This is a genomic window from Spirosoma flavus (genome assembly GCF_054778555.1).
Window position 1 is genome coordinate 122,826 of record NZ_BAAGZL010000002.1, and the last position, 25,070, is coordinate 147,895.

20 protein-coding genes are annotated in these 25,070 nt (G+C 47.7%); 7 read left to right on the plus strand and 13 right to left on the minus strand.

Annotated elements, in window-relative coordinates; translation table 11 throughout:
- Nucleotides 1–49: 49 nt before the first annotated feature.
- The 3 genes from ACYVF1_RS09500 to ACYVF1_RS09510 all read right to left on the minus strand — a co-directional run bounded on the left by ACYVF1_RS09500 (nucleotide 50) and on the right by ACYVF1_RS09510 (nucleotide 3,471).
- On the minus strand, nucleotides 50–1,603 hold the full coding sequence (locus ACYVF1_RS09500; protein ID WP_461078014.1) for a GH3 family acyl-acid amido synthetase: 1,554 nt from the start codon (nucleotides 1,601–1,603) through the stop codon (nucleotides 50–52).
- Between the two features lie 96 nt (nucleotides 1,604–1,699).
- On the minus strand, nucleotides 1,700–2,476 hold the full coding sequence (gene surE, locus ACYVF1_RS09505; protein WP_461078016.1) for a 5'/3'-nucleotidase SurE: 777 nt from the start codon (nucleotides 2,474–2,476) through the stop codon (nucleotides 1,700–1,702).
- A 131-nt stretch (nucleotides 2,477–2,607) separates the two neighbouring features.
- Complete coding sequence (locus tag ACYVF1_RS09510) at nucleotides 2,608–3,471, minus strand: helix-turn-helix domain-containing protein (protein WP_461078018.1); 864 nt, start codon at nucleotides 3,469–3,471, stop codon at nucleotides 2,608–2,610.
- A gap of 187 nt (nucleotides 3,472–3,658) precedes the next feature.
- On the opposite strand from ACYVF1_RS09510, the gene ACYVF1_RS09515 reads away from it, so the two are divergent.
- The 3 genes from ACYVF1_RS09515 (at nucleotide 3,659) to ACYVF1_RS09525 (ending at nucleotide 6,931) form a co-directional block, all read left to right on the plus strand.
- Nucleotides 3,659–4,642, plus strand: coding sequence for a phytanoyl-CoA dioxygenase family protein (locus tag ACYVF1_RS09515; RefSeq protein WP_461078020.1), 984 nt, complete (start codon nucleotides 3,659–3,661; stop codon nucleotides 4,640–4,642).
- Nucleotides 4,643–4,755: 113 nt separating this feature from the next.
- On the plus strand, nucleotides 4,756–5,661 hold the full coding sequence (locus ACYVF1_RS09520) for a LysR family transcriptional regulator (RefSeq protein WP_461078022.1): 906 nt from the start codon (nucleotides 4,756–4,758) through the stop codon (nucleotides 5,659–5,661).
- A 64-nt stretch (nucleotides 5,662–5,725) separates the two neighbouring features.
- Nucleotides 5,726–6,931 carry a threonine synthase gene (locus ACYVF1_RS09525; RefSeq protein WP_461078024.1) on the plus strand — a complete coding sequence of 402 codons (1,206 nt, stop codon included), beginning with the start codon at nucleotides 5,726–5,728 and terminating at the stop codon, nucleotides 6,929–6,931.
- On the opposite strand, the gene trhO is transcribed toward ACYVF1_RS09525, so the two are convergent.
- On the minus strand, nucleotides 6,926–7,897 hold the full coding sequence (gene trhO / locus ACYVF1_RS09530) for an oxygen-dependent tRNA uridine(34) hydroxylase TrhO (protein WP_461078026.1): 972 nt from the start codon (nucleotides 7,895–7,897) through the stop codon (nucleotides 6,926–6,928). The genes ACYVF1_RS09525 and trhO overlap by 6 nt on opposite strands.
- 196 nt (nucleotides 7,898–8,093) lie before the next feature.
- On the opposite strand from trhO, the gene ACYVF1_RS09535 reads away from it, so the two are divergent.
- From ACYVF1_RS09535 to ACYVF1_RS09545, 3 genes are all read left to right on the plus strand, one after another.
- Complete coding sequence (locus tag ACYVF1_RS09535) at nucleotides 8,094–8,732, plus strand: deoxynucleoside kinase (RefSeq protein WP_461078027.1); 639 nt, start codon at nucleotides 8,094–8,096, stop codon at nucleotides 8,730–8,732.
- Between the two features lie 150 nt (nucleotides 8,733–8,882).
- The gene (locus ACYVF1_RS09540; protein WP_461078029.1) at nucleotides 8,883–10,562 is read left to right on the plus strand and encodes a sensor histidine kinase; all 1,680 of its coding nucleotides are present in this window, start codon (nucleotides 8,883–8,885) and stop codon (nucleotides 10,560–10,562) included.
- Nucleotides 10,563–10,646: 84 nt separating this feature from the next.
- Nucleotides 10,647–11,096 carry a hypothetical protein gene (locus ACYVF1_RS09545; RefSeq protein WP_461078031.1) on the plus strand — a complete coding sequence of 150 codons (450 nt, stop codon included), beginning with the start codon at nucleotides 10,647–10,649 and terminating at the stop codon, nucleotides 11,094–11,096.
- A gap of 86 nt (nucleotides 11,097–11,182) precedes the next feature.
- Here the strand turns inward: ACYVF1_RS09545 and ACYVF1_RS09550 are convergent, their stop codons facing one another.
- From ACYVF1_RS09550 to ACYVF1_RS09570, 5 genes are all read right to left on the minus strand, one after another.
- Nucleotides 11,183–12,439 carry an exo-beta-N-acetylmuramidase NamZ family protein gene (locus ACYVF1_RS09550; RefSeq protein WP_461078033.1) on the minus strand — a complete coding sequence of 419 codons (1,257 nt, stop codon included), beginning with the start codon at nucleotides 12,437–12,439 and terminating at the stop codon, nucleotides 11,183–11,185.
- Nucleotides 12,421–12,993: a biliverdin-producing heme oxygenase gene (locus tag ACYVF1_RS09555; protein ID WP_461078035.1), complete on the minus strand. Its 573-nt coding sequence runs from the start codon at nucleotides 12,991–12,993 to the stop codon at nucleotides 12,421–12,423. Before ACYVF1_RS09555 ends, ACYVF1_RS09550 begins: the two co-directional genes overlap by 19 nt.
- Nucleotides 12,990–13,415: a response regulator gene (locus ACYVF1_RS09560; protein ID WP_461078037.1), complete on the minus strand. Its 426-nt coding sequence runs from the start codon at nucleotides 13,413–13,415 to the stop codon at nucleotides 12,990–12,992. The genes ACYVF1_RS09555 and ACYVF1_RS09560 overlap by 4 nt, the downstream gene beginning before the upstream one ends.
- Nucleotides 13,416–13,521: 106 nt before the next feature.
- Nucleotides 13,522–15,771 carry an ATP-binding protein gene (locus ACYVF1_RS09565; RefSeq protein WP_461078039.1) on the minus strand — a complete coding sequence of 750 codons (2,250 nt, stop codon included), beginning with the start codon at nucleotides 15,769–15,771 and terminating at the stop codon, nucleotides 13,522–13,524.
- Between the two features lie 171 nt (nucleotides 15,772–15,942).
- Entirely contained in the window at nucleotides 15,943–16,479 is a 537-nt protein-coding gene (locus ACYVF1_RS09570; RefSeq protein WP_461078041.1) for a T9SS type A sorting domain-containing protein, read from the minus strand.
- Nucleotides 16,480–16,932: 453 nt separating this feature from the next.
- Between ACYVF1_RS09570 and ACYVF1_RS09575 the strand changes: the two genes are divergently transcribed.
- Entirely contained in the window at nucleotides 16,933–18,435 is a 1,503-nt protein-coding gene (locus ACYVF1_RS09575) for a helix-turn-helix domain-containing protein (protein ID WP_461078043.1), read from the plus strand.
- 104 nt (nucleotides 18,436–18,539) lie between these two features.
- On the opposite strand, the gene ACYVF1_RS09580 is transcribed toward ACYVF1_RS09575, so the two are convergent.
- From ACYVF1_RS09580 to ACYVF1_RS09595, 4 genes are all read right to left on the minus strand, one after another.
- Complete coding sequence (locus ACYVF1_RS09580) at nucleotides 18,540–20,003, minus strand: TolC family protein (protein WP_461078045.1); 1,464 nt, start codon at nucleotides 20,001–20,003, stop codon at nucleotides 18,540–18,542.
- Entirely contained in the window at nucleotides 19,978–23,169 is a 3,192-nt protein-coding gene (locus ACYVF1_RS09585; protein WP_461078046.1) for an efflux RND transporter permease subunit, read from the minus strand. Before ACYVF1_RS09585 ends, ACYVF1_RS09580 begins: the two co-directional genes overlap by 26 nt.
- Before the next feature lie 117 nt (nucleotides 23,170–23,286).
- Entirely contained in the window at nucleotides 23,287–24,426 is a 1,140-nt protein-coding gene (locus ACYVF1_RS09590) for an efflux RND transporter periplasmic adaptor subunit (protein ID WP_461078048.1), read from the minus strand.
- Between the two features lie 158 nt (nucleotides 24,427–24,584).
- Nucleotides 24,585–24,989 (minus strand): hypothetical protein, encoded by a 405-nt coding sequence (locus ACYVF1_RS09595; RefSeq protein ID WP_461078050.1) that lies wholly within the window; start codon nucleotides 24,987–24,989, stop codon nucleotides 24,585–24,587.
- Nucleotides 24,990–25,070: the final 81 nt, after the last annotated feature.

Sequence of the window (25,070 nt, forward strand, 5' to 3'; positions counted from 1 at the left end):
AGCGAATGAGCGAAAGTCATCCGGATAGTATCCTGCCGAATGACTTTCACTATTTCACTCTTTCACTCTTCAAAAAATCCTCCCACTGCTGAATCAGTCCCTTCTTCAGTACTCTCGGAAATTTGTGCTGACCGCCCATTTTGCCACGTGATTCCATCCAGTCGTAGAAGGTTCTGGCGGGAAGAACGGTCACCGTGACGTCTTTCAGGGCGTGTTTACGTTCAACAGCGTAATCGTCGTTCAGCTCCTTAAGTTTGGCGTCGATGCGATTGCGCAAGTCATCTGCATCTACTTTATCGTCCGTGCCGATGTACCAATTGTGGGCAAACAACGTATCATGAGCAACACCCGCCACTGTAAATTCACGTATCGAAATATCCAGCTCTTCGCTAACCAATTCGATAGCCTTATTCATGTTATCGACGGAAAGGTGCTCGCCACAAAGACTTAGAAAGTGTTTGGTACGTCCGGTAATGACGATTTCAGCCCGTTTTTTATTCACGAATCGAATCGTATCACCAATCAGATAACGCCAGGCGCCTGAGCAGGTCGACAGCAGGAGAGCATATTCCTTTCCTTCTTCAACCTTATCAATCATCAGTGTTTCAGGGTTTTCCGTTATTTCGCCATCGGGAGAGAAGTTGCGTTCGTTGAACGGAATAAATTCAAAAAATAGCCCGTTGTTGAGCACCAGCTGCATGCCTTCAGCGTTTGGGTGCGTCTGATAAGCAATAAATCCTTCAGAAGCCAGATACGTTTCGATATACGTAATAGGGTGGGCGAGGAGCTTCTCAAAACCCGCGCGATACGGCTCGAATGATACGCCCCCGTGGCAAAAAACCATCAGATTCGGCCAGATGTCATGGATAGTTTTAACATTGTAACGGGCAATAATTTTCTCCATCAGCAACTGAATCCAGGCCGGCACACCAACTACGTACCCGATGTCCCATCCAGCAGCCTGCTCTGTTATTTCATCCAGTTTTAAAGCCCAGTCGCGTTCCTGCGCAATCTCTCGGCCGGGTTTGTAAAATCGCTGGAACCAGAACGGAATCTGGCTGGCTGTAATACCACTCAAGTCGCCTTCAAAATGGCCTTCGCGGGCATTAAGGGCCGTGCTGCCGCCGAGCATCAAATACCCTTTTTCGTACAACGTAGCAGGCAGGTTCTGGTATTTGCCCAGCGTTAAAATCTGCCGAATACTGCTACGTTGAATGGCTTTCGACATGGCCTTCGTTACGGGAATGTACTTCGTTGAAGCTTCGGAGGTTCCCGAACTCAGGGCGAAATATTTCACTCGGCCGGGCCATGCTACGTTACGTTCCCCATCCAGTGTTCGTTTCCACCAGTTGTCGAACATCTTGTTGTAATCGTGAATGGGTACGCTGGTCCTGAACTTTTCATAATATTCTGAATCGGTACCAAACTCAACGGAACGTAGTAACTCATCGAAATGATACGTTATGCCGAATTCCGTAAACTGCGCTTTCTGAATCAGTTTACGAAATGATTTCCGTTGTTGACGAACGGGATTAGCTTTCCGCAAGCGAACGGCGTTCGTCAGCCGAATCCCGTTTTTGAGCAAATTGCCTAAGAGAGCCATAGTTTGAGTGATGATATAGGATGTATGAAGTATGGTGTATGATATATAAAATGGACTTCATATATCCTATATCATACACCATACTTCATACCTTTTTTACAGTTTCCAGTTTTTCAATTCGTCCATCATGCTGTAAGCGGTCAGGTCGTATTGACAGGGCACAACAGACGTATAGTTGTTGGCCAGGGCATATTCGTCGGTGTCTTCGGCGTGCGTATCGAAATTGACGAAATCGCCGGCCAGCCAGAAATAACGGCGGCCATGTGGATCGCGTCGCTCATCGAACACTTCCTGCCATTTGGCATTAGCCTGCCGACAGATGCGAATCCCTTGCAACGGTTCTGCACTACGAGCCGGAAAATTTACGTTCAGCGCCGTGCCGCGTTTCATGCCCTGCTCTAATACATTACGGGCAATGGACAGAATATGTTCGTGTGTATGCGAAAAATCGGGTTGCCGGGTGAAATCGTTCAGCGAAAAACCAATGGCCGGAATGCCTTCGATAGCGGCCTCAATGGCCGCCGACATCGTGCCTGAATAAAGAATGCTGATCGACGAATTGCTGCCATGGTTGATACCGCTCACCACCAAATCCGGAGCGCGATCTTTAAGCACGTGATGCTTGGCTAACTTCACACAGTCGGCGGGGGTGCCGGAGCATTCGTAGGCAGGAATATCGCCGTAAATATCAGAGGGATAAAGTCTTATAGGGTTGGCAATTGTAATAGCGTGTCCCATACCCGATTGAGGGCTGTTTGGGGCAACTACCACAACCGTACCCAGTTGTTGCATCAAGCCTACCAGCGTTCGAATGCCGTGGGCGGTGATACCATCATCGTTTGTAACTAAAATCAGGGGCTTCTGGTCAGACATAAAAAATCAGTCAACAGTCGTCAGTTGCTAGTCAATAGGCGTCTGACCTTCATTTGCTATTGACTGACGACTATTGACTAGCGATTTTTATTTGCAATACTACGCAATTCGTGGGAAGGCGTAGATGAAATTTATGTTGAGGAAATTCGTCCGGGGCGATGTTTTTTCTTAAACTGGAGCGGGTTTTCGCCCGTTACGCGCCGGAAAATTTTGTTGAAATAAGACAGACTCTCGAACCCACTGGCAAAGCAGGCTTCGGTAACGTTGCTATCGAGTAAAAGCAACTGCTGGGCCTGATGAATGCGGTATTGATTCAGGAACTGCGTGAATGTCAGGTGCGTCATCCGTTTAAAATAATGACAGAAAGCGGCTTTTGTCAGACTGGCTATATCCGCAGCTTCTGTAATATCAAATTGCCTTCCGTAGTTTTCTTCGATAAACTGATAGACGCGTCGAAGCCGTTGCTGTTCTTTTAGTTTGTATGAACCACTAACGGGCTGGCCGTGTAGTTGTGTTCGTTCGGTGCTTAAGGCTAATTGCTGGAAAATAGTCAGCAGTGTCATCAGGCGCTCAAATGGAGGCAACGTAGGAAGTACTTCCAATTGTTCGCCCACACGCCGTTTGGTATCACCGTGAAATGATACGCCCGTTCGAGCCTGCTCAAAAAGATTAGCTATCGCTGCAAATTCCGGAGCTTTCCAGAACTGGTCGCCCAGAAACGATTCTTTAAGCTGCACAACCACTTTTCGGTGGTCAGTACGAACGCCATAATCGAAGTTCAGATGCGGGATATTGGGTCCAATGAAGACTAGATCGCTTCCCTCATACCGCGAAATATGATCGCCGACGTGCCGGGTTCCGTTGGCACCAGTAATGTAAACGATCTCATATTCTGGGTGATAATGCCACAGAAAGACATCGCTGAGTTTGGGCGTTTCCAGAATGTGAAACGAACTGTTGACATCAGGGATAATTTCTTCAAAAGCAATACGCATAATTCTTGTGCGGGTGAGGCTTAAGCTCTACCAAGATCTACAAAATTTGCTCGTTTTTTCGATCAATGCCTTTCGATACGTATCAAAATAGCAATATAGTGCAAAAAATGATACGTATTGAAGTGGAATTATGGGGTTGCATTCGGCTAATTTTGTTTCAAGAAAAAAACAAAAAAATCCTAAACGTATGGATACGATGCAACCCACCATGGCGCCGACCATGATACCTGATAACGCTCACAAAGAAATTCCCGGAAATCCGTCAACGGCTACCAGCAGCAAAATCGGTCTGAACGACCGCTCCAACGGAAAGCCGTTACGAGTGCTATCTGAAGAAGATTGGCAATTCTGGAAGCATAACGGGTATATCGTTATTAAGCAGGCCGTTCCCAAAGAGCAGGCTAAGCGACTGGCTGATTTTCTGTGGGAGTTTGAAGAAAAGGATTCCAACGATCCTGCCACCTGGTATGCGCCACCGCGAGCTGAAATCCAGATGAAAGAGTTGACTAACAGCGGTATGGTTGAACTTTACAATCACCAGTTTGAGTGGGATAACCGGCAGTACCCACGCGTGTACGATGCGTTTGTTGACATCTGGGGAACCGAAGAACTATGGGTAACCATCGATCGGGCAAACCTGAACTTTCCGGTACGTCCTGATCACGAATTCAAAGGATTTATTCACTGGGATTATGACCCGGAAACGCGCCCGCAAAATGTACAAGGTGTATTAGCGCTGGCTGACCAGACCGACGAAAACATGGGTGGTTTCCAGTGTATTCCTGAACTATACCGCACCTATGATACGTGGAAACTCACCCAACCCGCCGATCGCAATCGGTTCAAGCCTGACACGACTGGTTTTGAGTTCGATAAAGTGAAAATGGAAGCAGGTGACCTGTTGATTTTCAACAGCACCCAGCCGCATGGTATCCGTCCAAACTTGTCGAAAGACAAGGTACGTATTGCCCAATACATTTCGATGATGCCCGCGCAGGAAGAAAATGAAACGTTACGTCAGTGGCGCGTTACGTCCTGGCGCGACCGGCAGGCTCCCGAAGGCTACGCTTTCCCCGGCGACCCACGCAACTGGGAAAAAGAGCGTTACCAAACCGCTGAACTTTCGCCACTAGGTCGCAAACTGCTGGGCTTGGATAGTTGGGAGGAATAAAGAGCGAAAGAGTGAATGAGCGAGCTTGCCGGATGGTATTCGCTTATTCACTCTTTATTCTTCGTGCATCGGTTTATCTTTGACGTTGTTTGCAACAGATTCGGTAACCCAATATGCTTTCTTCACGGCATCAGATTTTTCTGGAAGTAGCTCGTCTACTAAGTTTTACAAAAGCCAGTCAGACGTTATTCCTGAGCCAATCGGCTATTAGCAAACACATTAAATCACTGGAGTATTTTTACAAGACTGGTCTATTTGAGCGGCATGGTACAACCATTAGTTTAACTCCGGCCGGATTAGCGTTGTATAATAAGTTGCTGGATGCTAGTCAGTTGCAGGAGGATCTTCATCAGGAACTTCAACAACTTAACGAAAATTTTCTGCCACCTACCAAACTTGCGGTCGGTTCCAGCACCACCATTAGTTTATACGTATTACCGCCAGTACTTTCCGCTTATCTGCAACGGTTCAGTCATATTCAGGTCAACGTACTGAATCGCAATTCCAACAATATTCAAAACGCCTTACTGGAACACCATATCGACGTTGGCATTGTGGAAGTAATGAACCAGGTTAATACGCTGACGTATACGCCATTTATGACAGACGACGTATTGGCCGTTTGTTCGGCCCAAAGCCCGTTACGTGGCAAGACGCTGACATTAGCGGATTTGCCGACTATACCCTTAGCACTGCGGGAGAATGGTTCTGGAACGCTGGCCGTGGTAGAAGATGCCCTAGAACGAAAGGGCGTCAACTTGTCTTCGTTACGTGTTTTAATACGGTTAGGTGGAACGGAAGCACTGAAGAATTTTGTGCTGGCCGATACGTGCATGGCTTTTCTGCCTAAGCGGGCCATTCTAAGAGAACTGGCTGCTGGTGAGATGGTTGAAGTGCCCATTCAGAATCTGACGCTTCAGCGAACGTTTTATTTCATCCAGCGAAAAGGTACGGAGAACAACCGATTGGTGAGTACGTTTATTCAATTTACGCTACGTCATTATTCCAAAAGGGAATAATTCATCTCAAAACAGTATTTGCTTCATGTGTTGTTAACCGGGATTTTTCGGGAAAAATACAACCATGGATGACACGATCACTTCATCACTCTTAGGAAACTTGCACTGTTCGCGGTGCGGGACCATTCACGACCCTTGCGGGAGACAGACTTTGTCGGTATGCTGTCAGATGCCCTTACTTTGTCAATACGTTCTTGATGCAGGTAACGTGTTTCTGTCTGATTTACAGGCTCGTCCTAAAACGCTTTGGCGTTATGCGGAATTGTTGCCCGTTATCCGACCTCAAAATCAGGTGAGTTTAGGAGAAGGTTACACGCCCATCCTTACGCTCAATCGACTGGCCAGTCGATATAATCTCAGTCACGTTAGCCTTAAAGACGAAGGGCTTAATCCGACAGGGTCGTTTAAAGCCAGAGGGTTATGTATGGCAATTTCAAAAGCGAAGGAAAACGGTGAACAGGCTTGCATTATTCCAACGGCGGGCAATGCGGGGGTGGCGATGGCAGCCTACTGCGCCCGTGCCGGACTGGAAGCCATTGTCGTGATGCCGCGTCATACCCCGGATGCGTTCAAGGAAGAATGTATCGGATACGGCGCCCGATTGATTGAGGTTGATGGGTTGATAAATGATTGTGCATTTAAAGTCCAGGAAATCAATCAGAATGGTAGCTATTTCGACGTATCTACGTTGAAGGAACCGTATCGATTGGAAGGTAAGAAAACGATGGGCTTTGAAATTGCCGAACAGATGAACTGGCAATTGCCCGACGTGATCATGTATCCAACTGGCGGAGGGACTGGCCTGATCGGTATCTGGAAAGCCTTTCACGAAATGAAAGCATTAGGGTGGCTTCCTGAAAACGTAGTACTTCCGCGTATGGTTGCCGTTCAGGCTGAGCAGTGTGCGCCTATAGTTGCTACGTGGCAGGGCGAGCAGTTGACCAGTAAGCACTACGTTGGCCAGCCCACAGTAGCAAACGGGCTGGCTGTTCCTCGTCCGATTGGCGAACCACTCATTCTCAATACGTTGCTTGAATCAGATGGAACAGCCGTCGCCGTTTCGGAAGATGAAATGCTGATGGGACTGAGCGAACTCTGCCGCCATGAGGGCATTTTCGCAGCACCCGAAGGCGGAGCCATCTGGGCCGCCACCAAGAAACTGCTACGTCAGGGCTGGCTACGTCCCGACGAGCACATACTGCTGCTCAATACGGGGTCTGGGCAGAAATACCTCGATAATATCAAAGGAAAATGGGAGTGGAGTTTATAAACTCACTTCTGTTTTCTGACCTTTCCGGCTCTTAAATCCTTGAAGTGGCGAATAGCTCTGGGTTGCTTTTCCGTAGTAACCTGTACCGTCGTATTCGCGGAGGTTCGGGTCGTTTTTACAGTCGTCGGTGCAGGTGCCCAAATGTTCAAACCCGCAGGCTTCGCACATGGTAAAGTGATTGTTACAGGCTGGGCTGGCGCAGTTTACCATCCGGCTGGTAGACGTTCCGCACCGAAAGCAAGTCGACACCACAGCCGGGTTGACGTGGTTAACGGGCACCGTTACGCGGTTGTCGAATACGTAGCATTCGCCGTCGAAATCTTCGCCACCGGATTCGATACCATATTTAATTATGCCGCCGTGAAGCTGATACACATTCTCAAAACCCTGCTTCAGCAGATAAGCCGACGCTTTTTCGCACTTGATACCGCCGGTGCAATACGTAATGATTTTTTTGCCGGAACCTTTCAGGTGTTCAATTTCGGCCATGTGTTCGGGCAGTTCGCGCAGGTTTTCCATGTCGAACGTAATGGCTCCTTTGAATTTGCCAACCGAATGCTCATAGTTTGAGCGCATATCGACCAGTACTACGTCCGGATCGTTTTTGAGTTGTCTAAACTCCTCCGGTTCGAGGTGAATACCCGTTTCTACTAATGGATTGACTGGCAAATCGGAATGGACGATTTCGGGTTTTACGCGCACATGTAATTTCTGAAACGCATGCTCATCCGATTCATCTATTTTGAACTCAATACCAGCAAAACGCGGGTCATTACGTAGCGTTTCCATGTAAGCCTCACAATCGGCAGTCAGACCCGAAACGGTGCCGTTGAGGCCTTCGGGAGCAACAATGATACGTCCGAGCAGATTCAGGTTCAGGCAGAGCAGATGATGCTCTTCCCGATATTGCTCCGGATTTTCGATGGGCGAATAGATGTAGTATAAAAGAACGCGGTACGGTTTCATTGCTAATGAGTGAAAGAGTAAATGAGCGAAAGAGCGAAAGCCATCCGGCAAAGCGAATAGGGTTGCTCGAGTTCTTCTTTCCAATTACAAAATTAAGCGAAAACAGTCGATAGTTGTCAGTCGTTAGTCAAAGAGTGAATGAGCGGAAGAGTGCTTACGCCCGCTATTCACTCTTTGACTCATTCACTCTTTACGTATGCACATTGCTATAACAGGAAATATTGGTGCGGGTAAAACCACATTGGCCAAAATGCTGGCTGATCATTACGGATGGAATGTATTGTATGAAGCGGTAGAAGGAAATCCTTATCTCGCTGATTTTTACGCCGATATGCCACGGTGGTCGTTCAACCTGCAAATATATTTTCTAAATAGTCGCTTTGCGCAGATGAAAAAAATCATCGATAGTCAGCAGGCGTCCAGAGAATTGGCTGTTGAACCGGTTCCCATGATTCAGGACCGAACAATTTATGAGGATGCGGCCATCTTCGCCCGAAATCTTTACCAGCGGGGCGACATGAGCGAACGCGATTATATTACGTATCGGCAGGTATTTGAAAACATGATGAGTCTGGTACGTCCGCCCGATCTGATGATTTACCTGCGGGCCAGCCTGCCCAGACTTCGACAGCGTATTCAGAAGCGGGGGCGCGATTATGAACAGTCTATTAGTGATACGTATCTGGCTGATCTTAATCAGCTTTACGAAGAATTCGTGACAACGTATCATTTGGGGCCTTTATTAATCATTGAGGTTGATACGTTGGATTATGTTGCGTATCCAGCTGATTTTATTCTGATCCAGCAACTAATTAATGCAAAACTAACCCATTAGTTAGTCCAAATTAAGGGCTTTTTAAGGGTAAAAGAATGGTTCTAAAGCGTTGATTGCGTATTTTGCGAAAGGTGCCAACCGTAAACCGCAACGTTTGATTCCTAGTTATAATCAAAACAACCATTAAGACGGCAAAGGGTATCCAGTCCAGTGAACGAAGCGCAGCTACCAATTAACTCATCCAGAAAAGCTTCCGAAGAGTCGGAACGATTAAAACTCATTATCGAAGCTGCGCAGGTTGGCACCTGGGATTTTGATCCGATTACGGGTGTGCTGATGTGGGATAATCGATGCAAAGCGCTGTTTGGCCTGCCTCCTGATGCCAAAATCGATTACAACGTATTTCTGAAGGGATTGCATCCCGAAGATCGGGAAGTGACCGATCAGGTGGTTCAGGAAGCGCTTCGGCCCGGTAGCACCGGCCGCTACGACATCAACTATCGAACGATTGGCCTTGAGGATCATCAACTTCGCTGGATACGGGCGAATGGCAGGGCCTTCTTTGATGAAACCGGTCAGGCTCATCGGTTCATTGGCACAGTTATCGATATCACAGAAAGCCATCGTCAGCAGGAAGAACTGGAACGGCTTATCGCTGAACGAACGCAGGCACTTCAGCATGCCGTACAGACCAGCCAGCAACAGGAAGCCATTGCCAGACAACGTAACAAAGCCCTCGAAGTTTTGCTGAGGAGTATGCCTATCAGCATGGTTATGGCTAACGCCATACGTAGCAAGGATGGTGAAGTTGTTGATTTTCAGATTATATCGGCCAGTGATTTATTGGTTAGCCTGCTAGACAGGCCAATGGATGAGCTTATAGGCCAGCGGTTGGGCGTAATTTATCCGGATTACCTTGAGACAGAGCTATTTCGGGAATTGGTGAATACACTGGAAACCGGTACGTTGTTCCGAACTGAACTGGCCTATCCGCAGGGCGAAATAGAAAAGTGGTTCGACATATCGGCCGTGAAGCAGGACGATGGTTTGATAATTCTGCAACTGGACATAACCGACCGTAAAAACGCGAATTTACAGATTCAGCAACAGTCAGAAGAACTGCGACGTAGTAACACGGAACTCCGGCAAAGTAATGATAACCTCCGCCAGTTCGCTCAAATTGCCAGTCACGATTTACAGGAGCCGTTACGTAAGATTCAGACATTCAGCGACGTACTTCAGAATCAATTTGTCGACAATCTCGCCGATGGCGAGCGCGACATGGTACGACGTATCCAGAAATCGGCCCAGCGGATGCAGATGCTGGTGAAGGATTTATTGATGTATTCACAACTGGCTACCAACCGCGATATGCCTGTTCCGGTAAATCTGTCGAGCGTCATAGCGGATGTTGTCAGTGACCTGGAGGTAGCCATCGCTGAAAAGAAAGCTATCGTCGACATTGGTACGTTGCCTATCTTGCCGGGAAGTGCCACCCGGTACCGTCAACTGCTGCAAAATCTGGTAGCGAATGCTTTGAAATTTGGGCAAGCCGACTCCACTCCGGTCATTACGATTCGGGCGAAAAGAGCATTGGCAGCCGAGTTGCCTGTTGTTCTGCAACATCGGTCAGACGCGTTCTGGCTCATTACCATAACCGATAATGGTATCGGTTTTGACGAGAAGTACAAAGACAAGATTTTTCACCCCTTTCAGCGATTGCACGACGCGAAATCGTATAGTGGTACGGGTATTGGCCTGGCTATTTGTCAACGGGTTGCCGAAAGCTACGGGGGCGCCATTGATGTTTCCAGTCAGCCAGGAGCAGGTTCAACGTTTAAAGTTTTCTTACCGGCTTTCGAGATACGTCAACCTGTTAGCTCCCAATAGCAACTGATATAATTTTAACAGCAGGAATTCCAACCTTATTATCTTGTCAGGAATCCATTGTGAGGAGAACCTATCCGTTCAGCTATGAAACGTATTGTTGTAAGCTTATTGCTGTTAGTGACATTGGGATTCACGAGTTGCACTAAAACAGCCGAGATCGAAACGGAATCCGATACCAAAAACGATCCCTTAAAAGAATACACCCAGGATTCGCAACAAGCCAAGCTATGGCTACCTGGGACCTGGAAATTAGTTAAGGTATATGCAATGATTCCTGATCCTGTTGTTCCTCCTGTCGAATTGATTTTTGAGGCAAATCAAATTAGTGTTGTAGAAAACGGTAAGCAGATCGATAGGGTTGATTTTGAGGTAGTTAAGCTAGATAATGGGTTGTTGATCAAGACTAATGCCCAACCAAAAGAAGACAACTGGTATGTGCGTAATCCCGGCTTATATATGAATCAAAATCGGATGTATTTAGATTTGGGCAGGGCTATGGATGGCCCTGCCTATGAATTTAAAAAGGTGAACTAGCTTAATGTTAAGCTTTAAGCTCTGGTCAACACCTGAAAATAATGTATAGATCGAATGACGACTAACAATTAGCAACTGGTGATATTTTATGGGTAGATCAGATATTTCTGACGCATTTTTTTGTAATTCGATAACCCAGGTTCCCAACTTTTGCGGATTTCAGCTTCGGATGTACCGTCGATGATTTGTTGTTTCAGCAGCTCGTTTCCAGCCAACTTATTGAAATTGCCTATTTCCTTACTCTGGCTAGCATCAAAGAATCGCTCTTTATCGGGGTAAGCTTTATACATCTCCATTAACCAGCTTAAATTCAGTTGTTTATTCTTGCGAAGTTTACTGGTATCGTACTTTCGCAAGTCGAGGCCATAGCAATCGGTGTCCTGGTGAAGCGGGGCTTCTTTCATCCCTTTAATACTAATCGGGCGAAACGAAAACGAATATTTCCCTTTCAAGGCTGGAGCGCCGAGTACAGTAAACGGAATATATGTTCCGCGTCCCTGGCTGATAATAGTGCCTTCGAACAAACAGATGCTTGGATAAAGCAAAATGGATTGTGCTGTGTTCAGGTTGGGTGATGGAGGCACCGGAAGCGTATAAGGCGTATCGTGCGTGTAGTTGGCCACTTTCACGATACGTAGCTTGCACTTTCGTCCGTTCGGAAGCCAGCCTTCGCCGTTGAGCATCTGAGCAAACTCGGCAATGGTAAGTCCGTGGGTAATCGGAATCCGGAACATACCAATTCCCGACCGGAGATGGTCTTCCAGAATTGGGCCGTCCACTACGTAGCCGTTCGGGTTAGGCCGGTCCAGAATCAGCAATTCTTTATTGTTTTCGGCGCAGGATTCCATCACGTGACTTAACGTATTGATGTACGTATAAAAGCGGGCCCCTACGTCCTGAATGTCGTAAATCAATACGTCGACGTCGGCAAGCAGTTCGGCGGATGGTTTGCGGTTTTTGCCGTACAGGGAAATAATTGGGATGCCCGTTTTTGAATCAACGCTATCGTCCACTTTCGTACCATTACTGGCGTTTCCTCTGAATCCGTGCTCTGGCCCGAAAACCTTAACTACCTTGATGCCTAGTTGAAGCAGGCTATCAACGCTGGGCTTGTTGCCGATAATCGATGTTGGATTCACCACCATCGCCACTCGTTTACCTTTCAGATAAGGTACGTATTGATCAGTCTGGTCGGCACCTGTTAACAGGGAGGTTGCCCGTTTGGTACGTTCAGGGGTGTCGCTGATATCCGTCGAACGTAGCGACTCGATAGGTGTGAGCGTGAAACTGGTTAGCGAAACGAACGTAACAAAAATGAATAAACTTATTGTCCGGCGGTCCATCGGAATAAATTAGTATACGTAAGAAATGCTTGACGGGCACCGTCCACAACTTCATCTGGCTTGTCGGTACCCTGTTGGGCCAGGAAAGCTACAAAATCGCGCCACTGCTGACCCGTTTCTGAACCATATCCCCTATAAAAACGAGCCGTTGGCAACAAAGAAGCCAATGCCGGACTCTGCTGAAGCAAATGCCAGACCGTTTTCCCGCCAAGCATCGAACCTTCGCCAACGTAAGCCGCCCCCAGCAAAGCCCTCGGCGACCAGTTTGCAAAGACATCAACCGGTAACGTAGCACCGGTGGACGTAGCATTTAAATCGTCCAATAACCAGGGGGTTTTCCGACGATTATCGGGATGATATGGCTGAAAAAAATCAGAGTGTTGATCGATGGCGGCTTCGAGTGCCTGATGATAGGCCAGATGAGTACGTAACAGATGTTGATACTGACTGGCAGATAACGTACCGCTACGTAGTGGCTCAGAATATAATAATTGCTCGGTTTGTTCGTGTAAACTACGCGTTTCTGATTTGAGCCTTTCCTGCAAAGAGGTCATTGAAAATTCAAAAGAGTGTTATTTTCCAGCCAAAATCGGCATAAATGCTGAAGCAGCTCGCGGGTGGCCTGATAATTTCCAGGTTTCACTACGTAGGCATTGATACCAGCCGCATAAGCTTCCCGAATGTCGTTTGGACTGTCTGAGGTACTATAGGAAACAATGGGTAACCAGCGGGTATGGTCAGCGGCACGTAGACGTTTCACTACGTCGAATCCGCTTAAACCTACCAGATTCAGATCGAGCAACAGGAGCTTGGGCAGGGGTTTACGTTGCTTTCCGTCCTTACCTGTCAGATAATCGATGGCTTCTGAGCCACTTTCTAAAATGGTGTAGGTAGGCGACTGCTCAAATTTAGTAACCAGTCGACTGAAGATATCGGCATCGTCCGGATTATCTTCTACGTAAATAATATCAACCATACTAATAAATCAATTCAATAAACACTGACATAAATAATAGAATTCGCTTTTTGTACGATTTGAACGTAACAAGAGGCCGATTTACTATTCTTTAGAAATAAATTATTTAATTCTCAACCAATTCAGCAACAGTCGGAAATGAAACAAAAAAAGTTGCCCCCCGGTTTGGCTCACTCAAGTACCAGATTTTGCCTTGATGCCGGTTAATGATCCGTTTCACAATGGCCAGCCCAACTCCAGATCCTTTAAACGGTCGAGCGTTTTCCAATCGTTTAAACAAATCGAACATACGTCCTGCTTCTTTCATATCAAACCCAATGCCATTATCGCTTACCGAATAAATAACATCCCGTTCAGTCCGTTTGCCATTAATCTGTATTCGGGCGTTGGCATTATTGCGCGTGTATTTGGCCGCATTCGAAATCAGATTACTGAACAATTGAAGGGCCATTGTTGGGTCGGCGTCCAGCGAAGGCGTCTCGCCCAGTTCAATCGTTAGGGAACGATTTTGTTCTGTCAACAGGATTTCATCCCGAATTTCCTCCAGCATTTTTCTCATGTCGATGGGCTCGGTATTAAACTCGGTTCGGCCCATGCGCGAATAGAACAGGATGTGGCGAATAAGAGACCGCATTCGTTCGGTCGAATCCATGATTTTCTGGAACAGCGCCTGGGCATCTGGATTAAGCTCCTGCCCATATTCTTCCAGTAAAATTTCTGAATAACAGCGAATCGACGAAAGCGGAGTCCGTAAGTCGTGCGATACGGTATAGCTAAAAGCATCCAGTTCTTCGTAAGCGGCCTGAAGCTTTTGATTCAGCAAACGTACCTGATTAGCCTGTCGGGTAACCACCTGCAAAATATCTTCACGTAGTTTTACAGCGGCTGCTACGTCGGTTTCACTCCAGGAGTCGGACGAATTCCGGACGATCTGCGTCCAGGCTGCGAAACTTTTGCGCGGGCTTATTCGTATCTGATCGTCGTCGGTAACGGTTACGGCTTTATCCGGTTGGCCGGCCCAGGTTACCTGCTGGATTTGTTCGGGCTTGAACCAGAGCAGGTATTCGTTCAATTCTTTCGACAGTACAATCGCCAGTAAACCAGACCCTTCTGCGCTGAATGCTTCAGCGGGAGGATAAAAGTTTGATAATTGGCTGGTTTCCAGGAATGTATCAATTTCCGTTGTGTTCAGCCAATCGATAAGCTGGGTCACGGCATTTTCGTTCGGCACGCTGCCGAGCCGATGCTGCTGGTTGTTGAAAACCAATACGGCTCCCGCCCCCGACGTAATGTCAAGCGCCGTAATCGGATGCCGGGTCAGTGCCCGTACTACGTCCTCATCGGCTAATAACTGATCCTGAATGGCTTGTCCTTTTTCGAGACTTTGCTGACGTAGCGTCTGGTCTTCGGTATCGCGCCGAAACTCAAGAGCCGCCGACATCAGCTGACTTACAAATTTTGCATTCTGTCGGGCTGTGTAATCAACGAATCGGGGTGTGCTGTGGTGGCATGAGATCAGCCCCCATAACTCGCCCCGATAAATCAGCGAAATACTCATGGAAGCCTCGACTCCCATATTTTTCAGATATTCGATGTGTACGGGCGAAACAGCGCGCAAACCGGCATAGCTGAGGTCGAGCGGTTTGTCGTCAGGCCATTCGGGCCGGGATAAAATAGGCGAGGGGGTGCTATGGACGTCGGCAATCAGTCGAACCAGGTTTTTCTTATAAAGTTCGCGGGCTTGCCGGGGTATATCGGAGGCTGGGTAATGCAGCCCCAGAAATGGCTCCAGATGATCTTCTTTGGCTTCGGCTATAACGTGCCCATGCCAGTCGGCACTAAACCGGTAAACCATCACCCGATCAAATCCGATAATATCTTTAATACGTCGGGCCGTATTCTGGAATAAATCAGCGAGTTGCCGACTGGATTGCACCTCAGTGAGCGCTTCAGTAATCAGGCGTTGATTGACACCTTCGTGGATTGCCGAATCGATGGGTTCCCATTCGAGCAGAATCAACCCATCGTATTCATGGCAAATCAGGTTCCAGGGCTTACCGTCGATCTGAAGTCGGTAGGGGTTAATTGTATCCCAGGTATTATTCCGATGGCCTACGTTTAACAGTTCAATTAGTGCAGCTGCAGGTACATCTGTTTTATGTAGTAACGTATTAATCGATTTGCCAAGAATATTCTGAACTGGCTGCCCGATGAGGTGAGCAAGGTTGTCACTAGCATGAACGATGATGTAAGTGTCGGGTAAAATAGCAACCAGGTAACCATGAGACTGAATATGGCCTAAAATATGGATAGGTTCCCGATCGCAATTTGTAATATCAACGCTGAGTGTAGGCATTTAAGAAAGAAATAACGAGTTAATAGGAGCGGGGTCAAAGAATAGATACGCAATATAGTAGTTCCCGACAAAATAAATGGGTTGGAAGGCCGTAATATAAAAAACCCTTGCTGAGTGGGATAAGACCACTCGGCAAGGGTTTACTAGTAACCTGATAGCTTAAGCTAAAGCTTACGGCTGTTTGATCAGACGGATCGTTTTCTGCTCGGTACCGGCCTGAATCTGATAGATATACGTTCCAGCTGGTAATTCTTCAGCCGACAGATCAACCTGATGCCGACCGCTTTCCTGCCATTTTGCATCCGAAGGCATCGTAACAACCTGGCCTTGCAAGTTGGTCAGTACGCTCTTAACCTGTGTAGCTTTAGGAAGCGAATACTCAACGCGAGTTTGAGCACGGAACGGGTTCGGATAGGCAACTACGGTTAGCTGACTAGCAGACTCATCACCCAAAACTGGTTTGATTGCAATATTTGCTGTGAAAACAGAACCAGCCTTCGCTGTGAAGCCGGGTTGTAACGTAACAGAACCACCAGCGGTATAAATAGCTGATGCCCGTTCAAAAATCTGGTTGCGCGCTGAAAGATAGGTAGCAGCGTGCTGGGTTTCTTGTTGATTAGCCTCTACGTTTTTGGTAAGGATAGCTGGGTCCTGGCCGAAAGCGGTTGCTGAAGCCAACAATGCAATAGCTAGAGATAGTTGTTTCATCGGTGTATAGGCAATTTATTATGTGTCGAAAAGGATTAACTGACTGCAATATAGAATTTAATTTGTTCATAAAAATACCGAAATGAGTAAACGGTACGTTTTATGCAAAATTTTCCAATTTAACTCGCAACAAAACGTTGTTTTTACTTCAATATCGTTAAAAGGACTAAAAAAAACCAGTTTTTCACTCCAAAAGTAGTACAATTGAGATAGCGAATATACTGTAGACGTAGTACTAACCGTGTACTTGAAGAAAAGTTATTTTATCTCCGATTTCTTTACATTGAAAAGACGTATGAATAACTGGAATCAACCGTAAATCTCCACTTCAGATGCAGGAGAATAACGTTTCCAATTCAATGTAGTTTCGTATTTTTACCCGGCCGTAGCTGGCAACCGAAATATGTTTCGGACTCATATGTTATATTTTCTGACCCTCTACGCGCCTGATTCTTGAATCTCCCTGCTGATCATATTCGATTACTGTTTGGCCTGAAATTACGTCAGCTTCGACTGGATAAAGGATTGTCTGTCAGCGAACTGGCCCAGCAGTCGGGCCTGTCGGTTTCGTACGTAACAGAAATCGAAAAAGGCCGAAAATACCCTAAGGCCGACAAAATTTCTGCGCTCGCCGATGCCATGCAGGTCGATTATGACTCGTTGGTGTCGCTGAAGTTGAGCAAAAAACTGGAGCCTATTTCGGATTTGTTACGTTCGAAATTTCTGACTGAAATTCCGCTCGAACTTTTTGGCATCGATCCATCCGACCTGCTTGAACTCCTGGCTGAAGCGCCGGCCAAAGTCAGTGCCATGATACGTACGTTTATGGACATCGCGCTCAGTTATAATATGAGCGTAGAGCGCCTGTATCTGACCATGTTACGTTCGTATCAGGAAATGCACGACAACCATTTTCCGGAAATCGAAGCCGACGCTGCCCGATTTCTGGACGAGTTTGCTCCTCGAAACGAGCAGGCTGTTGATGAACCCTTGCTAACGAACTTACTTAAAACCCGTTACGATATTCGAATTGAGCAGTTTGATCCGCTCACGCAGCCGGAATTGATCTCATTACGTTCGATTTTTCGTCCAGAACAGCACACGTTGCATTTAAATGCAGGACTTTCGACAGAACAGCGTCTGTTTATTCTAGCGCGCGAAGTTGGCTTTCAATTTCTAAACCTAAAAAATCGGCCTTTTACATATTCATGGGTTGAAGCTGAATCGTTCGAGCAGATTCTGAATAATTATAAGGCATCGTATTTTGCGGGGGCTATCCTCATTCGACGGGCTGCTTTAGTCGAAAAATTACGCGATTTATTTGCCCGTGATACGTGGAGTAATGAGGAATTCCTGAACCTGATTACCCACTTCAATGCCACCCCCGAGCGGTTTTTCTACCGGCTCAGTAACGTACTGCCCAGCGACTTCGGGATCGACCAGCTGTTTTTTTATCGCTTCAACCATACAGCTGGCCAAGCTACGTTTCAGCTCACCAAAGAGATGCACCTTTCCCGAAAACAAGGGCCGCGCAGTATTATGGATGAGCATTTCTGTCGGCGGTGGATTGCCTGGACTATTTTGCAGGAACTCCAGTTTTTGCAGCAGCACAAGTCGTTCGACGGCACACTTAGTCGGGCACAGCTCTCCGAATATGCCGATTCGGGTCAGCAGTACCTGATTATATCGGTAGCGCATCCGTTCCAGCCTCAGTTTCAGCAAAATATGAGTGTGTCGATGTGCTTTGCGGTGAACGATACGTTACGGCGTAAAATGTCCTTCCTGGCTGAGCCGAAAGACATAAAAAATCTGCCCGATATACCCTTCCGGATTGTGAACCAAACTTGCGAACGTTGCGGTATTTTCGACTGCCGCGAACGGGTCGCTGCTCCAATTGTATTACAAACGAAACGCCAGTTTGAAGCCACCCGGAAAGCGATGGAGAGACTGAAATGAATAGTGATTATAAATGAACGAAGAGTGATGAACGGTCCGCCGTAGTGGTTGGCTGACGCATTACTGCCTGCTGACGTCAGCCAACCACTACGGCGGACCGTTCATCATTTATCGCTCAAAACTCCTCCGCCCAAAGCGCGATATAGACCAACCAGCGCCAGAAATTGTGAACGTTTGGTATTGATGAGAGCGAGTTCAGCTTCCAGTACATTACGTTGAGCCGTGATAACTTCCAGATACGTAGCATACCCGTTCGCAAATAACTCATTCGACGTAGTGGTGGCCTGACGTAATACGTCAACTTCCTGACGTTGCAGACTAGCTACGTTACGAAAATTGTCTAACCCTTTCAGGCTGGTCACCACCTCCGAAACACCACCTATAATGGCTCGCTGGTAAGCATAATAGGCTTCGCGACTTTGAGCATTCGTAATGGCTAAATTGCCTTTTAACGCCCGCCGATTAAAGACGGGAGCACCCAGTCCACCAAGTATACCCAGCGCTAACGATTGCGGATTCAGCAGCACTTCGGGCCGGAAGGCGTTGAAACCCACATAAGGTGTAAGGTTCAGCGATGGTAAAAACTCAGCCTGCGCTACCACTACGTCGATATGGGCGGCTTCAAGTTCTCGCTCGGCCTGCCGAACGTCGGGCCGACGACGTACCAACTGGGTGGGTAATCCGGCGGAGATAGATGTTGGCAGCGATTGCTTCTCAATGGAAGCGCCCCGTAGAATCGTTTGGGGGTAGCGGCCGAGCAGGTTGTTCAACTGATTCTCCAGTTCAATAATTTCCTGCTTCACACGCCCTTCCAATCCGCGCGTATTCAAAAGCTGGGCTTTGAATTGCTGAACAGCCAGTTCCGTAACCCGTCCGGCTGCTTTCTGAACTTCTACCAGTTCGACGGCTTTCTGCTGTAATTGGACGTTTTCGCCGATGATTTCCAGCTCCTCGTCCAACGCTAGCAATGAATAATAGAGCCTTGCTACGTCGGCTGTGAGGGCTGTGGCAATCAGATTGCGACCTTCCTGAGAGGCCAGTAAGCGGGTATAGGCAGCCCGACGACGATTGCGAAGCTTTCCCCAGATATCAATTTCCCAGGACGAACGTAGTCCAAGGAAAAAATCGGGTGTGGGGTTCGGAATCTGACTGGCACCTGATACGTTGCCCGACAGATTCGTATCGTAATTACCCACGCCGTTAAGCGTATAGCGACCGTAACGGTCAACGCTGGCTGTGGCTACAGCGTCAATACGTGGGACTAAAGCTCCCTGAGTGATGGTGTAATTAGCACGGGCCACCTCGATACGTTGCAGCGCAATTTTTAAATCCAGATTTCGTGTCAGCGCCGTGTCGATGAGCGCCACCAGATTAGGGTCGGTAAATAGCGTCTGGTGCGGCAATTCGCCAACATTAATCGAATCAGTACGTCCTACATACGATTGCGGAACTGGAATTGTGGGGACTGGAGCAGGCGTATGGTGAATTCGGCAACTGCTGAATGCACCTGTTATGCACAAACAGATTATAAAATAAAACGTATTAAGATTCTTGAAGAACAGCACCATTTGCATTCGTTTTGGTAGAAACTGAGTCTGATGAGTGGTGGTCGGACGGTTTTTTTGCCCCAAATTTTTGGGCGAGTTTCGCAAACAGGACGTAGAGGCCAGGCACCAGCACCAACCCAAACACTGTTCCGATGAGCATGCCCCCGGCTGCCGCTGTACCGATGGAGCGGTTTCCCAATGCTCCCGCTCCTGAAGCGATACAAAGCGGAATCAAACCAGCAATAAACGCCAGTGAGGTCATTAAAATGGGACGTAAGCGCGTAACGGCTCCTTCTAGAGCTGCTTTCAGAATGGGCAAACCTTCCTGTTGACGTTGATTCGCAAATTCGACAATCAGAATGGCATTTTTACCCAACAGCCCGATGAGCATAACCAGCGAAACCTGAGCGTATATATTGTTCTGAAGACCAGCTAATTCCAGGCACAGGAAGGATCCGAAAATACCGGCGGGCAGCGACATCAATACGGCAAGCGGCAAAAAAAGGCTTTCGTATTGGGCTACCAGCAATAGGTAAACAAAGACCAAACAAATCAGAAAGATGAAAATGGCCTGATCGCCCGATAAGACTTCCTCACGCGACATACCCGACCAGGCAAATGAGTAGCCTTTGGGCAACGTTTTATCCGCCACTTCCTGTACGGTACGTAGCGCATCGCCACTGCTGTAACCGGGCGCCTGCTCGCCGTTCATAAGCGCGGAGAAATACATATTGTAGCGCGTAATCTGCTCAGGGCCGTACACCCGTTTCAGACTCACAAAGTTGGAGTAGGGAACCATCTCGCCGGCTTCGTTTTTAACGCGCAGATTCAGTACGTCTTCCGGTTTAGCGCGGTATTCGGGCGAGGCCTGTACCATCACTTTGTACATCTGCCCAAACCGGATAAAATTCGACGCATAATAACTGCCCATCAGCGTTTGCAGCGTACTCATCGCGTTGTCGATAGAAACGCCTTTCTGAGCAGCCTTGTCTTGGTCAACCTGAAGGAGATACTGCGGGAAACTGGGGTCGAAACTGGTAAACACGTCGCCGATTTCAGGTCGTTTTTTCAGGGCTGCGATGAAATCGTCGGCTACTTTTTTGGTTTTCTGAAGGTCGCCGGAGCCGGTTCGGTCGAGTAGGCGGAGTTCAAAACCACTGGCGTTTCCGAAGCCTGGGACGGTAGGGGGCGGAAAAAACTGAACGCTGGCGTCCTGCACCGACTGCGTTTTTTCCTGTAGTTCTTTGATAATGTCGTCCAGTGTCTGGCTACGTTCATTCCAGTCTTTGAGATTAATCATGCCCATGCCATACGACGCACCCACACCATCGGTCATCAGGCTATACCCTGCCAGCATCGATACGTTGTCGACGGCCTCCATTTTCGAAGCAATCCGCTGAATTTTATCCAGTACGTCCTCCGTTCGCTTCAACGTAGCACCAACGGGCGTAGTCACACTGACGTAAATCATGCCCTGATCTTCAGTCGGAATAAAACCACTTGGAAGAATTTTACTGATGCCCCAGGTACCAAAAGCAAACAGAGCCAGCATGCCAACCGTAATGATGCCGCGGCTCAGTACCCGTTTCAGTAGGTTCTGGTAGCGACCGGTCAGCGCATCAAAACCCCGGTTAAAACTCGCGAAAAAACGCCCTAGTAATCCTGTTGCTACGTGGTCGTGTGAGGGACGTAGCAGTAGCGCGCATAGGGCGGGTGTGAGCGTTACGGCGTTGATCCCCGAAATAACAATGGCAACGGCCAGCGTCAGCGAAAACTGCCGGTAGAAAATACCAACCGGCCCCGTCATAAAAGCCACCGGTACAAACACCGCCGACATAACCAACGTAATGGCAATGAGCGCCCCACTGATTTCTTTCATAGCCGCGAACGTAGCATCTCTTGGCGAAAGATGGCTTTCGCTCATTTTGGCGTGAACAGCTTCGACTACGACGATGGCGTTATCGACCACAATCCCTATGGCCAGCACCAACGCAAACAGGGTGAGCAGGTTAATCGAGAAGCCAATCGTACTCATGAATGCAAACGCACCTACCAGCGCCACCGGCACCGCCAGCGCACAAATCAACGTTGAACGCCAATCCTGCAAAAACAGAAAGACCACCAGGAACACCAGTATGAAAGCTTCGATCAGGGTACGTATCACTTCGTGGATCGACGCATCCAGAAACCGCGATACGTCGTAGGCGAAATTGTAAGTCATGCCCGGCGGGAAATTGGTTTTCTTCAATTCGGCCATCCGGTTTTTTACATTGTTGATGACGTCGCGGGCGTTAGAACCGGGTCGCTGCTTAAGCATAATCGACGCTGAAGGGCGACCATCGGTTTTCGACAGTACGTCGTAATCGAGCGAGCCGAATTCAATCTCTGCTACGTCCTTCAGTCGTAAAATCGACCCGTCTGGATCGGCACGTAACACCAGAGTTTCGTATTGCTTGGGGTCGAAAAATTTGCCGCTGTAACGTAGTACGTATTGCAGCATTTGCGGGGTTCGGTCGGCACTTTCGCCAGCTTTACCGGGAGCGGCCTCTACGTTCTGTTTGCGAATGGACTCGATGACCTCGTCGGGCGAAATCCCGTAAGCGGTCAATCGGTCGGGCTTGAGCCAGACCCGCATCGAATATTCGCGCGACCCCATGATATCGACGAAACCAACCCCGTCGATACGTTTCAACTCGGCCAATACGTTGATGTCAGCGAAGTTGTAAATGAATTTCTCGTCGACACTTGGATCATTACTGAAAATATTGAGGTAGAGCAGCATACTATTTACCTCTTTTTCAGTCGATACGCCCGCTTTAATAACTTCTTCGGGCAGTTCATCCAGCACTGTCGTTACGCGGTTCTGAACGCCCATCGCGGCCAAATCGGGGTCGGTGCCTACGTTGAAAAAGACCTGAATAATTGTGGTGCCGTCGTTACCAGACACGGAGTTCATGTACACCATACCTGGCACCCCATTAATGGCGCGTTCCAGCGGCATAGCAACTGCTTTAGTAGCAACCTCAGCATTAGCGCCTGTGTATTTGGCAGTTACGGTAACAGATGGGGGAACAATGTCGGGAAATTGCGTTACCGGTAGCCCCTGAAGGGCAAGAAAACCAAGCAACGTTATTAATACCGAAATGACCGCTGAGAGCAGCGGACGTTTGATAAATAAGTCGAACATGAGAAAATCGATTCAAAGCCAGGTATGAACAAAGCGCCAAAGAATGAAAGAGTGACAGCATGACGCAGGTTATCCCGCCGAATGGCTTTCACTCTTTCGCGCTATGTTTAAGCCTGCCTATTGTTGAGCAAGTGTATTCTGATTTGACAGGCTATCCCCGAGAGATATCGCTTCAGGGATGATTTCGTCGCCGTCGCGAACGTTCTGAATGCCTTCATAGACCACCCGATCGCCGGGCTCCAGACCCGACCGGACAATGTAGTTGAGCCCCACACGAGCCTGCGGTACGAAACTCCGGGATTTCACTTTGTTGGTCTTATCGACAACGTATACATAGTTTTTGTCCTGAACTTCAAAAACCGCTTTTTGAGGCACAAGCAGTGCGTCATTCACAATATTCGGTAACCGGACTTTGCCCGATGAGCCATGTTTTAGCACCTTTTGCGGATTCGGAAAACGGGCACGAAAGGCAATTGTACCTGACTCTTCAAAAACGGTTTCCATCGTTTCGATACGTCCCTTATGCGGATACGTCGTTTCATCGGCCAGCATCATTTCCACTTCCTGACCACCCTTCCCGACCAGATCGCGGTGACGTTTCAAAAAGCCCAGGTATTCTTTCTCCGATACGTCGAAATACGCGAACACTTCGTGCAGGTCAGAAACCTCGGTTAACAGCGCTCCTTCTTCGATAAGACTCCCAATTTTAAACGGAATCCGGTTAATGATACCGTCAAATGGTGCGCGGATGCTGGCCTGTGCCAGCCGAAGTGAAGCCGTCGATTGAGCGGATTCGGCTTCCTGAATCAGCGCATGGGCAGCATCCAGTTTGGCTTTGGCCAGTTCTAATTCCGAAGGAGAAATAATTTTTTTATCAACCAGCAATTTTACCCGATTGACCTCAACCTCAGCAGTTTTCGCGCTGGCTGCCGCACTACGTAGGGCAGCTTTAGCCTTATCGAGCGTAACCCGATATTCGGCTGGATTCAACGTGAATAATAGTTGTCCTTTATGAACCGTCTGGCCTTCGTCGACGTAAATTTTGTCCAGAAAGCCCGATACCCGAGCGCGAATTTCGACATTACGTACCGCTTCCATCGTTGTTACGTATTCACGCTGGAGGGTTGTCGATTTTCGACTTAGTTGAACAACAGGTAGTTTAAGCTTTTCGGGCTCTTCAGTTTTTGTTTTGCTTCCTGAACAGCTTACTAGGAAGGCACCGAGAAAAAGGGCGGGAAGTGTGCATCCAGTTTTCATAATCTATAGAGTAGTATATAGGTGTGCATCGCTCAAAATCCATGATAGATTTCAGCGAAGCCAATTCGTTAAATTTAATTATTTGTTTAAATGTCTGAAGGTCAGATCATTTAACTAGCTGATCGTAACTATACTGGCGCAGTCGCCAGTTGTTACGATTAAGTTAAAGATTGAGGGGGCGGAGCGTTAATTTCTGGTATGTATACCAAAAAAGGATCCGGCCGAAACAGGATGTTACCCGCTGTCAGAAACTGAACGTTGGAAGGCAACAGATCAAATGAGAATAGGTGAAAGCAGTCGTAATCAATTTCCAGTTCGGTGATTTCTGGGTCTTCATCGGGGCTATCCTGTTCGGGGATAGCATCGGTGAAACCAAGCCAGTCTTCAAGAATCAACTCACTGATACTTTCGATTTTGTTGATTGAAATGTCTTCATGATACGTGTTCGACTGGCTGAAATAAGCAGGCGTATCCCGAACCGTCATGCCTAAGTTAATGGCATTCAACGCCATCAAAAAGCAGAGCAGTCGAAATACACCAGATTTGTATTGCCGCACGTTCATCTTGTTTAGAAACCAAATGTAATTAAGAACTAGTATTGACGCAACTAATTCCTAGTCAGATAGTTATAAAACTTTGATAAA

Excerpts from the sequence above, each read along its gene's own strand:
- ACYVF1_RS09500 (WP_461078014.1), bottom strand. The coding sequence starts at position 1,603 with ATGGCTCTCTTAGGCAATTTGCTCAAAAACGGGATTCGGCTGACGAAC.
- surE (WP_461078016.1), bottom strand. The coding sequence starts at position 2,476 with ATGTCTGACCAGAAGCCCCTGATTTTAGTTACAAACGATGATGGTATC.
- ACYVF1_RS09510 (WP_461078018.1), bottom strand. The coding sequence starts at position 3,471 with ATGCGTATTGCTTTTGAAGAAATTATCCCTGATGTCAACAGTTCGTTT.
- ACYVF1_RS09515 (WP_461078020.1), top strand. The coding sequence starts at position 3,659 with ATGGATACGATGCAACCCACCATGGCGCCGACCATGATACCTGATAAC.
- ACYVF1_RS09520 (WP_461078022.1), top strand. The coding sequence starts at position 4,756 with ATGCTTTCTTCACGGCATCAGATTTTTCTGGAAGTAGCTCGTCTACTA.
- ACYVF1_RS09525 (WP_461078024.1), top strand. The coding sequence starts at position 5,726 with ATGGATGACACGATCACTTCATCACTCTTAGGAAACTTGCACTGTTCG.
- trhO (WP_461078026.1), bottom strand. The coding sequence starts at position 7,897 with ATGAAACCGTACCGCGTTCTTTTATACTACATCTATTCGCCCATCGAA.
- ACYVF1_RS09535 (WP_461078027.1), top strand. The coding sequence starts at position 8,094 with ATGCACATTGCTATAACAGGAAATATTGGTGCGGGTAAAACCACATTG.
- ACYVF1_RS09545 (WP_461078031.1), top strand. The coding sequence starts at position 10,647 with ATGAAACGTATTGTTGTAAGCTTATTGCTGTTAGTGACATTGGGATTC.
- ACYVF1_RS09550 (WP_461078033.1), bottom strand. The coding sequence starts at position 12,439 with ATGGACCGCCGGACAATAAGTTTATTCATTTTTGTTACGTTCGTTTCG.
- ACYVF1_RS09555 (WP_461078035.1), bottom strand. The coding sequence starts at position 12,993 with ATGACCTCTTTGCAGGAAAGGCTCAAATCAGAAACGCGTAGTTTACAC.
- ACYVF1_RS09560 (WP_461078037.1), bottom strand. The coding sequence starts at position 13,415 with ATGGTTGATATTATTTACGTAGAAGATAATCCGGACGATGCCGATATC.
- ACYVF1_RS09565 (WP_461078039.1), bottom strand. The coding sequence starts at position 15,771 with ATGCCTACACTCAGCGTTGATATTACAAATTGCGATCGGGAACCTATC.
- ACYVF1_RS09570 (WP_461078041.1), bottom strand. The coding sequence starts at position 16,479 with ATGAAACAACTATCTCTAGCTATTGCATTGTTGGCTTCAGCAACCGCT.
- ACYVF1_RS09580 (WP_461078045.1), bottom strand. The coding sequence starts at position 20,003 with ATGGTGCTGTTCTTCAAGAATCTTAATACGTTTTATTTTATAATCTGT.
- ACYVF1_RS09585 (WP_461078046.1), bottom strand. The coding sequence starts at position 23,169 with ATGTTCGACTTATTTATCAAACGTCCGCTGCTCTCAGCGGTCATTTCG.
- ACYVF1_RS09590 (WP_461078048.1), bottom strand. The coding sequence starts at position 24,426 with ATGAAAACTGGATGCACACTTCCCGCCCTTTTTCTCGGTGCCTTCCTA.
- ACYVF1_RS09595 (WP_461078050.1), bottom strand. The coding sequence starts at position 24,989 with ATGAACGTGCGGCAATACAAATCTGGTGTATTTCGACTGCTCTGCTTT.